Annotated in this window: 4 protein-coding genes and 1 pseudogene; 1 reads left to right on the plus strand and 4 read right to left on the minus strand. The window is 74.9% G+C overall.

Features of this window, described 5'->3' with window-relative positions; all coding sequences use genetic code 11:
- Positions 1–785 (minus strand): 2-oxoacid:acceptor oxidoreductase family protein (locus ACH4C6_RS05135; protein ID WP_398107137.1); only part of this gene is annotated, 785 nt, incomplete at its 3' end.
- Between the two features lie 347 nt (positions 786–1,132).
- Between ACH4C6_RS05135 and ACH4C6_RS05140 the strand changes: the two genes are divergently transcribed.
- Positions 1,133–1,891, plus strand: coding sequence for a thioesterase II family protein (locus tag ACH4C6_RS05140; RefSeq protein WP_398107138.1), 759 nt, complete (start codon positions 1,133–1,135; stop codon positions 1,889–1,891).
- A 73-nt stretch (positions 1,892–1,964) separates the two neighbouring features.
- Here the strand turns inward: ACH4C6_RS05140 and ACH4C6_RS05145 are convergent, their stop codons facing one another.
- From ACH4C6_RS05145 to ACH4C6_RS05155, 3 genes and pseudogenes are all read right to left on the minus strand, one after another.
- Positions 1,965–5,165, minus strand: a complete 3,201-nt coding sequence (locus ACH4C6_RS05145) for an AMP-binding protein (protein ID WP_398107139.1) — start codon at positions 5,163–5,165, stop codon at positions 1,965–1,967.
- A 151-nt stretch (positions 5,166–5,316) separates the two neighbouring features.
- A pseudogene (locus tag ACH4C6_RS05150) lies at positions 5,317–8,394 on the minus strand (type I polyketide synthase); the annotation flags it as partial.
- A gap of 119 nt (positions 8,395–8,513) precedes the next feature.
- Complete coding sequence (locus ACH4C6_RS05155; protein ID WP_398107140.1) at positions 8,514–14,975, minus strand: type I polyketide synthase; 6,462 nt, start codon at positions 14,973–14,975, stop codon at positions 8,514–8,516.
- Between the last annotated feature and the right edge of the window lie 2 nt (positions 14,976–14,977).

Genomic DNA, 14,977 nt, shown 5'->3' on the forward strand with positions numbered 1-14,977 from the left:
ACCAGCCCGTAGGACAGGGCCAGGTTCCCGGAGATGTTGCGGTACACACCCGGCGGGAACGCCGTCGCCGCCGGAGCCACCTCGTAGGAGACCGCGAAGTCCTCCGTCGTCTCCCCGAAGTTCCAGCCCGCCCGGAACGCCGCGATGTTCGCCGCCGCGATAGCGGGCTTCTTCGCGAACTTCGACCGCAAGAACCGCTCCGTGCCCTCCGTGGGCCGGTGATACATCCAGCTCAGCAGCCCCAGCGCGAACATGTTCTTGCTGCGCTCGGCCTCCTTGCGGCTCAGATCGAACTCCCGCAAAGCCTCCACCGTCAACGTCGTCAACGGCACCGGATGCACGCTGTAGCCGTCCAGCGACCCGTCCTCCAGCGGCGAGGACGCGTAGCCGACCTTCTGCATCGCCCGCTTGGTGAACTCGTCGGTGTTCACGATGATCTCCGCGCCCCGCGGCAGATCCCCCAGGTTCGCCTTCAACGCGGCCGGGTTCATCGCCACCAGCACGTTCGGCGCATCACCGGGCGTGAGAATGTCGTGATCGGCGAAATGCAACTGGAACGACGACACACCCGGCAGCGTCCCGGCAGGCGCCCGGATCTCCGCCGGGAAGTTCGGCAACGTCGACAGATCATTGCCGAACGACGCCGTCTCCGACGTGAAACGGTCACCGGTGAGCTGCATGCCGTCACCCGAGTCACCCGCGAACCTGATGACCACCCGATCCAGACGACGGACGTGCTTGCCGCCCGTCCCTGCCGTCCCGGGGGAGTTGGCTACCACGGACATTCTGTGTCGCTCCTGTCGGGGCTGGGGGCTGGTCCGCCGGCGCGGGCGGACGCTGCGGCGGATGCGCGTCGCGGTGCGGGTCGTGCACCTCGCCGGAAGCTACGCGGCACGGGTGGAGGACGGCTCGCGCGCCGGTCCGACGGGATGCCCCGGCCGCCCCTGCGGCACTCCACCGTCCCGCGAACCCCCGTCGAGGCTTGACCGGGACGCTTTGGGTATCAGCTCCGGTGACGGAAGGGCATGGGCCCTCGCGGGGCGACGGACCGCCCGCCGGTGCCCGCATCCCCCGAGGGCACCGGCGGGCCCCTTGCCGTGGGCCGGCCGGCACAGACGAAGGGATACACACTGTGAACAGCACGTGGTTCCGGCGCTTCACCACTGCGGGGAACGGGCCGCGGCTCGTGTGCTTTCCCCACGCGGGGGGTTCGGCGACGGCGTTCAGGACCCTGGCCCAGGCGCTGCCCGCGGAACTCGACGTGATGTGCGTGCAGTATCCGGGCCGTCAGGACCGGCACCGCGAGGTGCCCTTCACCGATCTGACCGTGCTCGCAGAAGCGGTGGCCGAGGAGCTCGCCCGAGTGCTGACCGCGGACCCGGGGCGGCCCTACGCGCTGTTCGGCCACAGCATGGGCTCGCTGGTGGCGTTCGAGACGGCCCGGCTGCTCGCCCGGGGCCCGCTGCCGGGGCCGCAGCGGCTGTTCCTGTCCGGTCGGGGCGCACCGGACGCGCACAGCACGGCCCACTTCGGGCACTACGACGACGAGGACGTGCTCGCCGAGGTGCGCAGGCTGGGCGGCACCGACCAGTCGATGCTGGACGACCCGGACATGATGGAGATGGTGCTGCCGGCGCTGCGCGCCGACTACCGGTCGCTCGGCGCGTACACCTGGCGCGCGGCCGAGCCGCTGACCGCCCCGCTGACCGTGCTGGTCGGGGACAGCGATCCGGTGGTGACGGTGGAGCAGGCGGAGACCTGGCGGGCGCACAGCCGCGGGGACGTGGCGGTGAAGGTCTTCCCCGGCGGTCACTTCTACCTCTACGACCGGCCCGGCGACGTGGCGGCGGTCGTCACCGAGGAACTCCTCACCGGGGCGCCCGCCTCCTGACCGGCCGTCGGGGCCGGACGACCGCCCGGGGCGGCACGGACCTGGTCCGTGCCGCCCCGGGCGGCGTCGCGCGTCAGAGAACCGCGCCCTCCTTCGTGCGTCGGCGCAGCGCCGGGCGGCTGGAGCGGCCGAGGTCCTTGCACACGTCCGACAGTGCGAGGACGGTGCGGGCCGTGAACAGCTTGCGGATGGACACCTCCTGGTTCAGCTCCGCCCGGATCAGCCCGACCAGCCGGATCGCCCGCAGCGAATTGCCACCGAGGTCGAAGAAGTCCTCGTCGATGCCGACCCGGTCCACGTCCAGCACCTCGGCGAAGGCCCGGGCGAGGATCCGTTCGGTCTCGTTGCGCGGGGCGCGGCGGGTGTCGTCGTCGGAGGCGGGCCGGGGCAGCGCGGCCCGGTCCACCCGCCCGCCCGCGGTGAGCGGCAGGCGGTCCAGGACGGTGAACGCCGACGGCACCAGGGATTCCGGCAGCCGTGCGGCGGCGAACCGGCGCAGGTCGTCGGCGGACACGGCCGTGCCGGGCAGGGGCACCACACAGGCCGCCAGGCGCTGCAGCCCGCTGCCGTCGTCCGTGACGGCCACGACGGCCTGCGCCACATCGGCGTGTTCGGACAGCGCCTGCTCGACCTCGGCCGGTTCGACGCGCACCCCGCGCACGTCCGCGGCGGTGCCGGCGTGACCGACGTGGACGAGCCGGCCGTCGGCCGTCGGCCGCACCCGCTCCCCGGTGCGGTACATGCGCGTCCCGGGCGGGCCGTAGGGGCAGGGCACGAAGCGTTCCGCGGTCGCCGCCGGCCGCCCGGGGTAGCCGCGGGCCACACCGGGACCGGCCACGTACAGGTCACCGGCCACGTCGACGGGGACCGGGGTCAGGCCGGGGCCGAGCACGTACAGGGCCGTGTGGTCCCCGGCACGGCCGATCGTGTCCGACGCGGGGACGGCTTCGCCGGGGGGCAGGTGCCGGACGGCGGCGGGGCCCGTCGTCTCCGCCCCGCCGTGCCCGGTGACGACCGTCAGCCCGGGGCAGGCCTCGCGGATCCGGCGCAGCGCGGCCGCGGGGACGCGGTCGCCGCCCGTCCACACCTCCCGCAGTCCGGTCAGACGCTCGGGGTGTGCGGCCGCGAGCTCGGTGAGGCGGGCGGCGGGCAGCCACAGTGTGGTGATGCCGTGGGCCGCCTGCAGTCCGGTCAACGCGTCGCTGTCCAGGTCCCCTTCGGGGGCCACGACGACCCGGCCGCCGTTCAGCAGGGGCGTCCACAGCTCCAGGGCGAGCGCGTCGCAGGCGTGCGGCGCGTGCCACAGGACGGTGCCGCGGCCGGCGTCCCGGCAGCGGTGGTCCGTGACGAACCGCTCGACGGCGCGGTGGGTCACCGCGACGGGCCTCGCGGCACCGTCCGGGCCGGTGCCGTGCAGCACGGCCACCACGCTGTCGGGGTGGAGCCGGGCGGCGTCGGGGACGGTGGAGCCGGCCTCGCCGGCGCCGTCGGTGGTCAGGTCCTCCAGGACCAGCACCGGCAGGTCCGGGCGGGCCGGGAGCGTGCCGGCCGTGGCGGTGCCGGTGAGCAGCAGGTGTGCCGGTGTGGCGTCGGCCGCGGCCGCCGGGTCGAGAGCCAGCGCGGCTGCGCCTGCCTTCGCCACCGCCAGCAGGGCGACGGCCAGGTCCACCGACCGGGGCAGCGCCACCGCGACGATCGTCTCGGGGCCGACGTCCCGGTGGCGCAGCGCCGTGGCCAGCCGGCCGGACCGCTCGTCCAGCCGACGGTAGGAGACCTGGGTGTCGCCACAGACCAGCGCGACGGCTTCGGGGGTGCGTTCGGCCTGCCGGGCGAACAGGTGCGGGACGGTCAGGCCCGGCAGCGGCGCCCCGGACGAGTCGGGTGCCGCGAGCGCCCGGTCCGGTTCCTCGCCGCCGGTCACGTCCAGCGTGCCGACCGGCCGGGCGCCGGCGTCCAGCGCGGCCCGGACGAAGGAGATCAGTTCCTCGCCGATGAAGCGCAGTTCGGCGCGGTCGTACAGGCCGGTGGGGGCGTCGAGCCGGAGGAACAGGTCGCTGCCGGGGCTGCCGTCGGTGTAGACGCCGATGGACAGCTCCTCGAAGGTGCCGGTCGTCGCGCCCGAGTAGCGGGCCGGGCTGTCGCCGAAGTGCAGTTGTTCCGCGAACTCGACGACGTTCACGACGGCGCCGAAGCTGCCCCGGCCGCTGAGGGCGGTGCCGCTCGCGCGCTGGATGTCGGAGTAGTGGCAGGCGGTGTGGTCGAAGACCTCGTACGTCTCGTCGACGAGGGACTCGGCGATCTCGGTGAACGTCGCACCGAGCGGGACCTTCACCCGTACCGGCACCACGTTCACGGCCAGGCCGGGCGTCCGGCTCGCCACGCCGACGCGGTTGCCGACGGCGAGGGACAGCAGGAACTGCGGGCGCTCGCAGCGGTGGCGCAGGTACACGGCCGCGGCGGCGGTCAGCATCTGCGACAGCCACACGCCCATGGACTGCGCCGCCTCGGTCCACCGGTCGGCCTCGGCACGCGGGACGGTCAGGGTACGGCTCACCATGCCGATGGCGTCGGCCACCTCCGCCCAGCGGTCGGCGCTGCCCAGCGGCTGGGACAGGGCGGTGCGGCGCTCCTCGGACAGCGCCAGGCGGGGCACCTGGGCGGGCGGGGGCGCGTCCTTGAGGTAGTCGCCCCAGAAGGTCATGTCCTCGGTGAACTTCGGCGAGGCGAGGTAGTGCACCGCCTCGTCGGCGAAGGAGGCGGTGTCCCACGGGTGCGGCAGCTCGGGCACCCGCTCGCCGCGTGCCAGGGCCGTGTAGACCTCGGCGAGGCGCCGGGAGAGCAGTCCGCCGGCGCCGAACCCGTCGGACACGAGGTGGTGGTAGGCGATCACCAGCAGGGAACGGTCGCCGGCGAGCCGGACCACGCCCAGCCGGAACAGCAGGTCGCGTCCGAGGTCGAACGGCCGGCGCACCAGGTCGGCCAGGGCCGCGCGGGCGGCCTGCTCGGGGTCCGCCTCGGCGGTCAGGTCCCAGAAGAACGGCCGCCAGTCGCCGAGTTCGCGGGGGACCAGGCGCAGTCCGCTCCCGTCGTCGACGAAGGTGACGCGCAGAACCTCCGCCTCCCCCATCACGTGCAGGAAGGCGGCCTCCATGACGGCCGCGTCCAGCGCGCCGTGCACGTCCCACATGGTCAGCGCGTGGTTCGGCGTGTCGGGAGCCATCTCCTGCGCTCGCCACATGCCTCTGTGCGCGGACGACGCACCGAACGAAGGCACACGAATCAACCCCTCAGCAAAATGGCCCGGTATTTCGGCACTGGTCGGATCACCTCCACCCTCCGGGAGGCGGATCGGCCGTTCAAGACACGTCGGTGCCCGGCGAGACGGTGGGACCGCGGCTCTTGCCGTGTCCCGCCGGCGGGACGCGCTACGCCGCGAGCGAGGACAGGATGTGTCCGGCGATGCGCCGCGGCGAGGGATGCCGCAGCACCAGGTTCGCCCTCAGCTTCAGTCCGGTCGAGGCGGTGAGGCGCTTGCTCAGCTCGGCCGACAGCAGCGAGTCGAAGCCCAGCTCCTTGAACTCCTGGTCGGGGCCGACGAGGTCGGCCGAGGTGTGCCCGAGGACGACGGCGACCTTCTCCCGCACGTGCTCCAGCACCAGGGCGTGTGCGTCGGCTCCGGTCAGGGCCGCGATCCGCTCCGGCAGGGGAACGGCCTGCTCCTCGGGGGGCGGTGGCGGTGCGGCGGGCAGCTCGGCCTCGGGCGCCGCGGCGGGCGAGGAGCTGAGCCAGTAGCGCCGCCGCTGGAAGGCGTACGTCGGGAGGTCGACGCGGCGGCGCGTGGCGAACAGGGCGTCCCAGTCCACCCGTCCGCCGCGGACGTGGAGTCGGGCCAGCGACCCCAGCAGGGCCCGGACCTCGTCGCTCTCGCGCCGTGAGGACGACAGCACCAGTGCGTCGTCCAGGTCCTCCAGGGTCTCCTGCACGGGGACGGTGAGGACCGGGTGCGGGCCCATCTCGATGAACACCCGGAAGCCGTCGTCGGCCAGCCGCCGCACGGACGTCTCGAACAGGACCTTCTCACGCAGGTTGTCGTACCAGTACCGGGCGTTCAGCTTCGCCGTGTCGACGACCTCGCCGTACAGCGTCGAGCAGAAGGGCAGGTCCGAGGTTCTCGGCCGCACTCCGGCCAGTGCGCCGGTCACCTGGTCGCGGACCCGGGCCACGTGCGGGGAGTGCGAGGCGTAGTCGACGGGGATCCTGCGGGCCTGGGCGCCGTCGGCCTTCGTCTTCTCGACGAACTCGTCCAGCGCGTCCGGTTCGCCGGCCACGACGACGGAGCTCGGCCCGTTGACGACGGCGATGTTCACCCGATCGCCCCACGGGACCAGCCGCCGCTCCACGACATCGGCGGACTCGGCGACCGAGGCCATGCCGCCGTGGCCCTGCAAATCCACCAGGGCCTTGCTGCGCAACGCCACCACCCGGGCGGCGTCGCGCAGGGACAGCGCGCCGCTGACACAGGCGGCGGCGATCTCGCCCTGGCTGTGGCCGACCACCGCGGCCGGTTCGACGCCCCAGGACCGCCACAGGGCGGCCGTGGACACCATGACCGCGAACAGCGCCGGCTGCACCACGTCCACCCGGTCCAGGCCGGGCGCCCCGGCCTCGCCCCGTATGACGTCCCGCAGCGACCAGTCGACCCACTCGGCCAGGGCGTCCCCGCAGGCGTCGAGGGTCCGCGCGAAGACCGGGAAGGTCTCGTACAGCTGCCGGCCCATGCCGGCCCACTGCGAGCCCTGGCCGGGGAAGACGAACGCGACGCCGCCGAGTGCGGCGGTGCTGCCGGTCATCACCGCGGGCGACTCGGCGCCCCGGCTCAACGCGTCCAGCCCGCCGAGCAGTTCGTCCCGGCCGCGTCCGAGCACCACCGCGCGGTGCTCGAAGCGCGAGCGGCCCGACGCCAGCGACCAGCCGACGGCGGCGTCGGACTCGGCTCCCGCTTCGGCCCCGGCCCCGGCTCCGGTCCCGGCGTCAGCTACCGCGGCATCAACGGCGGCGACGCCATCGGCGGTGTCGGCCCCGGCGGTGAGGAAGTCGCGCAGTCTGGCCGCCTGGCCGCGCAGGGCCTCGGCGGTCTTGGCGGACAGCACCCAGGGCACCAGGCCGCCGGTGACGCCCGCGCCGGGCCGCTGCTCGGCGGACGGCTGCGCGGGCGGCGCCTCCTCCAGGACGACGTGGACGTTGGTGCCGCTGACGCCGAAGGAGGACACCCCGGCCCGCCGGGGGCCGTCCCGCCGGACCCACGGGCGGCCCTCCCCGAGCAGTTCGACCGCCCCGGAGGACCAGTCGACGTGGCGTGAGGGGGCGTCGACGTGGAGGGTCTTGGGCATGTACCCGTGCCGCATCGCCAGGACGGCCTTGATGACCCCGCCGACCCCGGCGGCGGCCTGGGCGTGGCCCATGTTCGATTTCAGCGAGCCCAGCCACAGCGGCCGGTCCGCCGGCCGGTCCCGGCCGTAGGCCGCCAGCAGCGCGGCCGCCTCGATCGGGTCGCCCAGGGTGGTGCCGGTGCCGTGCGCCTCGACGAGGTCCACCTCGCCGGGGGCGACGCCCGCGTTGGCCAGGGCCTGACGGATCACCTTCTCCTGCGCCCGGCCGTTGGGCGCGGTCAGCCCGTTGCTGGCACCGTCCTGGTTGACGGCGCTGCCGCGGACGACGGCCAGCACGGGGTGGCCGTTGCGGCGGGCGTCGGACAGCCGCTCCAGCAGCAGCACGCCCACGCCCTCGGCCCACCCGGTCCCGTCGGCCCCGTCCGCGAACGCCTTGCAGCGGCCCTCGGCGGACAGGGCGCCCTGGCGGGAGAACTCGACGAACATCGACGGTGTCGCCATCACCAGCGCGCCGCCGGCCAGCGCCAGGGAGCACTCCCCCGAGCGCAGCGACTGCACGGCCATGTGCAGGGCCACCAGCGACGAGGAGCAGGCGGTGTCCACCGACACGGCCGGACCCGTCAGCCCCAGTTCGTAGGCCACCCGGCCGGAGGCCACGCTGAGTGCGCTGCCGTACAGCAGGTAGCCCTCCAGTTCCTTGTGCCGGCCCTCCAGGAAGCGCCAGCCGTACTCGGAGGAGCTGACCCCGGAGAAGACGCCGACGTCGGTGCCGCGCACGTCGGCGGGGACGATCCCGGCCCGTTCGAACACCTCCCAGGAGGTCTCCAGCAGCAGCCGGTGGTGCGGGTCGACGGCCAGGGCCTCGCGCGGGCTGATGTTGAAGAAGTCGGCGTCGAAGTCCGCCACGTCCTTCAGGAAGCCGCCCTGCCGGGTGCGGGAGCTTCCGGTGGCGTCCGGGTCGGGGTCGTAGACGTCCCGCCAGCCGCGGTCGGCGGGGAAGTCGCCCACGACGTCCCGGCCGTCGCGCAGCACCTTCCACAGGTCCTCGGGCGAGGAGACGCCACCCGGGTAGCGGCAGGCCATGGCGACGACGGCGACGGGTTCGTCCCGGGCGGCCTTGAGGGCGTCGTTCTCGCGCCGGAGGCGGTCGCGTTCCTCCAGCAGGGTGCGCAGCGCCCGCTGGACCCGGTCCGCGCCGTCCGCCGTGCGTTCCGCGGAGTCGGTCATCTCACTTACCTCTTCTCGTCGAGAGCCAGGTCGACCAGTGCTTCCAGGTCCAGGTCGGACAGCCCCTCCAGCTCGGCGGACTCGTCCGTGCCGAGGTCCGTGCCGGAGGCCGTGCCGGAGCTCCTGCCGGAATCCGTGCCGGGCTCCGGTTCCGGGCGCAGCAGGCCGACGAGGTGCTCGCTCATCTCGCGCGGGGTCGGGTAGCTGAAGACCAGCGTGGTCGGCAGGCGCAGTCCGGTCCGCGACGCCAGGCGGTTGCACAGTTCGACCGAGGTCAGGGAGTCGAAGCCGAGCTGTGTGAAGGCCTGTTCGGCGTCGACGGACGCCCCGGAGGAGTGGCCGAGGACGAGGGCGACCTGTTCGCGCAGCCAGTCCAGGGCGGTGGTGTGCGCCTCGTCGGCCGGGAGGCCGGCCAGGAGGGCGGGCAGGCCGCGGGCGGTGTCGTCCCGGGCGCTCTCCGGCCGGCGGGGGCGGCGGGCGGAGGCGAGGTCGCGCAGCAGCGGCGGCAGGTCCGTGCCGGTCCTGCCGCGCAGGGCGGTGAGATCCAGCCGGGCCGGGACGAGGACCGTCCTGCCGCCCGCGAGGGCCGCGTCGAACAGGGCCAGTGCCTCGGACGTCGGCATGGCGGCGACGCCCATCCGCCGCAAGCGGGCCAGGTCCGCCTCCGCCAGCTCCCCGGTCATGCCGCTGCTCTGCTCCCACCAGCCCCACGCCAGGGAGGTGCCGGGCAGGCCGCCGTCCCTGCGCTGGGCCGCCAGGCCGTCGAGGAAGGCGTTGGCGGCGGCGTAGTTGGCCTGTCCGGCGGTGCCGAGGGTGCCGGCGAGCGCGGAGAACTGCACGAACGCCGACAGCGGGCGGTTCCTGGTCAGGTCGTGCAGGACCAGCGCGCCGCCGGCCTTGGCGTGCAGCACCCGCTGGAGGCTGCCGGGGGTGAGCGACTCCAGTGTGCCGTCGTCGAGGACCCCTGCCGCGTGCACGACCGCCGTCAGCGGCCGGTGCGGCGGCATGTCGGCGAGCAGGTCCGCGACGGCGCTCCGGTCGGCGACGTCGCAGGCGGCGACGCGGACCTCGGCGCCCAGTTCCTCCAGCTCCGCGACCAGTTCGGCGGCGCCGTCGGCGGCGGCACCGCGCCGGCCGGCCAGCACCAGGGAGCGCACGCCGTGCCCGGTGACGAGGTGCCGCGCAACGAGGAAGCCCACTCCCCCGGTGCCGCCGGTGACCAGAACGGTGCCGCCGCCGAAGCCACCGCCGACGTCGAGGACGAGTTTGCCGACGTGGCGGCCCTGGCTCATCTCGCGGAAGGTGCGGCGCGCGTCGCGGATGTCGCGGACGGACACCGGTGGCAGGTGCACGCGGCCGTCGGCGAACAGGTCCATGACGTCGCGGAACATCGCCTGGAGGGCGTCCGGTCCGGCCTCGTACAGGTCGAAGGCGTCGTAGGTGACGCCGGGGTGGTCGGCGGCCACCTGCCGCGGGTCGCGGATGTCGGTCTTGCCCATCTCGACGAAGTGGCCGCCCCGGGGCAGCAGCGTCAGCGAGGCGTCGACGAAGCTGTGCGCCAGGGAGTTCAGGACGACGTCCATGCCGCGGCCGTCCGTGGTGGCCAGGAACTTCGCGGCGAAGTCCAGGTCGCGGGAGGACGCCAGGTGCGCGTCGTCCAGGCCCGCCTCGCGCAGGGCGGGCCACTTGGCGGGACTGGCCGTCGCGTAGATCTCGGCGCCGGCGTGCCGGGCGAGCTGGACTGCGGCCATGCCGACGCCGCCGGCCGCCGCGTGGATCAGCACGCGCTGGCCCCTCTCGAGCCGGGCGATGTGGAAGAGGGCGTGGTAGGCGGTGAGGAAGGTGCTCGGCATGGACGCCGCCTCGGCGTGGCTCCAGCCGTCGGGGACGGCGGTGAGCAGGCGGTGGTCGGCGACGGCCACGCGGCCGAAGGCACCGCCGAAGATGCCGGTGACCCGGTCGCCCGGCGCGAAGGCGGTGACGTCGTCGGCGACCTCCAGCACGACACCGGAGCCCTCGCTGCCGATGCCGGCGTCCAGGGCGGTGCGCTCCACGAGGCCCAGGGCGATGGTGACGTCGCGGAAGTTGAGCCCGGCGGCCTGGACGGCGATGCGGACCTGCCCGTTCCGCAGGGGCGCCTCGGCCTCCGGGCACGGTACCCAGGTGAGGTTCTCCAGCGTGCCCTTGTCCGGGATGCCCAGCCGGTGGGGGCCGTCGCCGGGGGCGTCGAGGCGCTGTTCGGCGGGTGTGGCCGGGGCGAGGCGGGGGGTGAGGAACTCACCGCCGCGCAGCGCCAGTTGTTCCTCGCCGAGGGCGAGCGCGTCGGGCAGCGCCGCCCAGGAGGTCTCCTCGTCGTCGAGGTCCACCAGCCGGAGCCTGCCGGGGTGCTCGGTCTGGGCGGAGCGGAGCAGGCCCCACACGGACGCGCCGGCGAGGCTTTCCAGGCGCTGTCCCGTGCCGGTGTCCACGGCCAGGCGGGTGAGCACCACCAGCGTGGACGCGGCGAGCGCCTCCTCGGCGAGGAACCGCTGGACCTGCCGCAGGACGTGCGCGGTGCAGGCGCCGACCGCGGCGAGCGGATCGGCGGGACCGGTGGTGTCGTCCGGGCACAGCAGGAGGTGCGTGGGGGCGTCGCGCGCGGGGACCTCGTCCAGACCGGCGTAGGCCACGGCCCGGTCGCCGCCCGCGCGCAGGAGCCGGGTGGCCGGGCCGGGGTGCGTGCCGATCACGCCCCACCGCGCGGGACGGGCGGCGGGATCGCCCGGCGGGACCGGCCGCCAGCGCACCTCGTACAGCGGCGGTTCCTGCCCGCCGAGCGCCGAGCGCACCTGTTCGGCGCCGGCCGGGCGGAACGTCAGGGAGGCGACGGAGGCGATCGTGCGGCCGTCCTCGTCGGCGACCGTCAGCGCCACCGTGTCCTCGCCGACGGGGGTGAGCCGGACCCGTACGGTCGGCCCGCACGTGCCGGTGAGGCGAGCGCCGGCCCAGGCGAAGGGCATCCGGCCCTGGTCGCCCGTCACCTCGATGACACCGCCGGCCACCGACGCGTGCAGCACGGTGTCCAGCAGCGCCGGGTGCAGGGCGTGGGCGCCCGCCGGGGCGCTGTCCGGCAGGGTCGCCAGGGCGTGGAGGTCGTCGCCGTGCCGCCACACCTCCCGCAGGCCGCGGAAGGCGGGCCCGTAGTCGAACCCGGCGTCGGCGAAGGTGTCGTAGAGGCCGTCCACGGTGACGGGGGTGGCACCGGGCGGGGGCCCGGCGGTGAGCGGCCGGGCGGTGCCGGCGGCCGCCGGGGTGCTCGGGCTGTCCGGGGCGAGGCCGCCTTGGGCGTGGCGGGTCCAGCCGCCGGTGGTGGCGGCGTGCTCGCCGGGGCGTGCGTACACCTCGAGCGTGCGGCGGCCCGAGGCGTCCGGCGCGCCGACCACGACGCGTACCTGCACGCCGCCCGTCTCGGGCAGGATCAGCGGCACCGCCAGGGTGAGGTCCTCCAGTACGGCGCACCCGACGTGCCGGCCCGCCGTCAGGGCCAGGTCGAGGTAGGCCGTGGCGGGGACGACGACCGCGCCGAACACGGTGTGCCCGGACAGCCAGTCGTGGGTCTTCAGCGACCACAGGGCCGTGAAGTGGACCTCGTCGCTGCCGGGGTGGTCCAGTACGGCGCCCAGCAGCGGGTGGCCGGGGGCCGCCAGTCCGGCCGAGGTGAGGTCCGCGGGTCCCGTTCCGGCCGTGAGGTCCAGCCAGTACCGCTGCCGCTGGAAGGCGTAGGTGGGCAGGTCCACCCGGCGACGCGGCCCGAAGAGGGCGGCCCAGTCCACGGGCACGCCGTGCACGTGCAGTTCGGCCAGTGCGCCGGTCAGCGCCCGGGCCGGCTCGCGGTCCCGGCGGGACGCCGGGACGACCAGCGCGTCGACGCCGGTGCTCGCGAAGGCGTCCTTCGTGAGGCCCGTGAGGGTGGCGCCGGGGCCGACCTCGACGAAGACGTCCGCGCCGGCGGCGCGCGCGTGCTCCACCGCCTCGTGGAAGCGCACGGGTGCGCGGACGTGGCGTACCCAGTGCGCGGCGGACGTCAGTTCCCCGGCGGTGGCCTCGCGGCCCAGCAGGGTCGACACGACGGGGATCGCCGGCTCGGCGGAGGGCAGTGCGCCGATCGCAGCCGCGAAGTCGTCCAGGACCGGGTCCATGAGCGGGGAGTGGAAGGCGTGGGCGACCGGGAGGAGCTTGGCCGATCCGCCGTCGGCCAGGATCCGGTCGCGCAGGGCGAGGACCTGCTCGCGCAGGCCCGAGAAGACGACCGACTCGGGGCCGTTGACGGCGGCGAGGCCCACCCGGTCGTACGCGGCGAGCAGAGCGGCCGCCCGGGCCTCGTCGAGGCGTGCGGCGAGCATGGCGCCCGGTGCGGTGACCGTCTGCATGGCGCGTCCGCGGGCGGCGACCAGGCGGGTGGCGTCGTCCAGGCCGAGCGCTCCGGCGACGTGGGCGGCGGCGATCTCGCCGACGGAGTGGCCGATCAGATGGTCAGGCGCCGGACCGTAGTGGGTGAGCAGCCGGTGGAGGGCGACCTGGAGGGCGAACAGCGCGGGCTGCGCGACGTCCGTCCGCTCGCGCAGCCCGGGGTCGGGGTCGGCGGCGAGGAGCACGGGTCGGAGGGCGAAGGGGAGGTGGGCGTCGAAGCGCGCGCACACCTCGTCGAGCGCCTCGGCGAAGACGGGGAACGCCTCCTTCAGCGGACCCGCCACGCCGGCCCACTGCGCGCCCTGCCCGGGGAACAGGTGTACGCGGGCGCCGGGTTCACCGGCGACGCCGCGCACCACCGCGGCCGACTCCCCGCCCTCGGCCAGGGCCGTCAGGCCGGCGAGCAGGTCCTGCCGGTCGTGGCCGAGTACCACGGCCCGGTGTTCGAGGCCGGCCCGGCCGGACACCAGCGACCAGCCGGTGTCGGCGGGGTCCGGATCGGCGCCGGCGGTGAAGTCGCGCAGTCTGCGCGCCTGGGCCCGCAGTGCCTGCTCCGAGCGGGCGGACAGGACCCACGGCACGACGGCGCCGGGCAGCCCCCCGGTGGCGGGGGACGCCGTCTCCTCCTGCGGGGCCTCCTCGAGGATCACGTGGGCGTTGGTGCCGCTCACACCGAAGGCGGACACGCCCGCGCGGCGGGGCCGGCCCGGTGCGCCGGGCCAGTCGCGGGCCTCGGTGAGCAGGCGCACCGCTCCGGCCGACCAGTCCACGTGCGTGGAGGGACGGTCGATGTGCAGGGTGGGGGGCATGACGCCGTGCCGCAGCGCCATGATCATCTTGATGAGGCCGCCGACGCCTGCGGCCGCCTGGGCGTGGCCGATGTTGGACTTCAGCGACCCCAGCCACAGCGGTTCGTCCGGGTTCCGTTCCCGGCCGTAGGTGGCCAGCAGTGCCTGGGCCTCGATGGGGTCGCCCAGGGTGGTGCCGGTGCCGTGCGCCTCGACGACGTCGACGTCGGCCGCCTGGATCCGGGCGTTGGCGAGCGCCGCCCTGATCACGCGCTGCTGCGCGGGGCCGTTGGGGGCGGTCAGGCCGTTGGAGGCGCCGTCCTGGTTGACCGCCGAGCCGCGGACGACCGCCCAGATGCGGCGGCCGTTGCGCCGTGCGTCGGAGAGCCGTTCCAGGACGAGCACGCCGACGCCCTCGGAGAAGCCCGCGCCGTCGGCGGCGTCCGCGAAGGCCTTGCAGCGGCCGTCGGCCGCCAGGCCGCGCTGCCGGGTCATCTCCCGCATCACCTGCGTGGTCGCCATGACGGTGACGCCGCCGGCCAGGGCCAGGCCGCACTCGCCCTGCCGCAGCGACTGCACCGCCTGGTGCACCGCCACCAGGGACGAGGAGCAGGCCGTCTCGGTCGACACCGCCGGCCCCTCCAGGCCGAGGGCGTACGACACGCGCCCGGACGCCACGGACAGCAGCGAGCCGATCTGCGCGTAGCCGGCGATGGCGTCGGGGGTGTTCAGGTGGTTGCCGTAGCCGAAGTAGGCCAGGCCCGCGAAGACGCCGGTGTCGCTGCCGCGCAGGGAGTGCGGGTCGATGCCGGCGCGTTCCAGGGACTCCCAGGAGGTCTCCAGCAGCAGTCGCTGCTGGGGGTCGGCGGCCAGCGCCTCGCGGGGGCTGATGCCGAAGAAGTCGGCGTCGAAGTCGCCCGCGTCGTACAGGAAGCCGCCCTGGCGGGTGGAGCTGCTGTTGGGCCGGCCGGGGTCGGGGTCGTACAGGTTCTCCACGTCCCAATTGCGGTCCTGCGGGAAGTCGGAGACGGCGTCGGTGCCGGTGCGCACCAGGTCCCACAGGTCCTCGGGGGTGCTCGCGCCGCCCGGGAAGCGGCAGGCGACGCCGACCACGGCGATGGGTTCGGCCGCGGCGTCGGTCAGCTCCCGCAGGCGCTTGCGGGTCTCGATCAGTTCGATCGACGTCCGCTTGAGGTAGTCGAGAACGTCGGCGTTGTCGTCGGTCGTCATGG

The sequence above is a fragment of the Streptomyces sp. NPDC017943 genome, assembly GCF_044328425.1.
Lineage (GTDB): Bacteria > Actinomycetota > Actinomycetes > Streptomycetales > Streptomycetaceae > Streptomyces > Streptomyces djakartensis_A.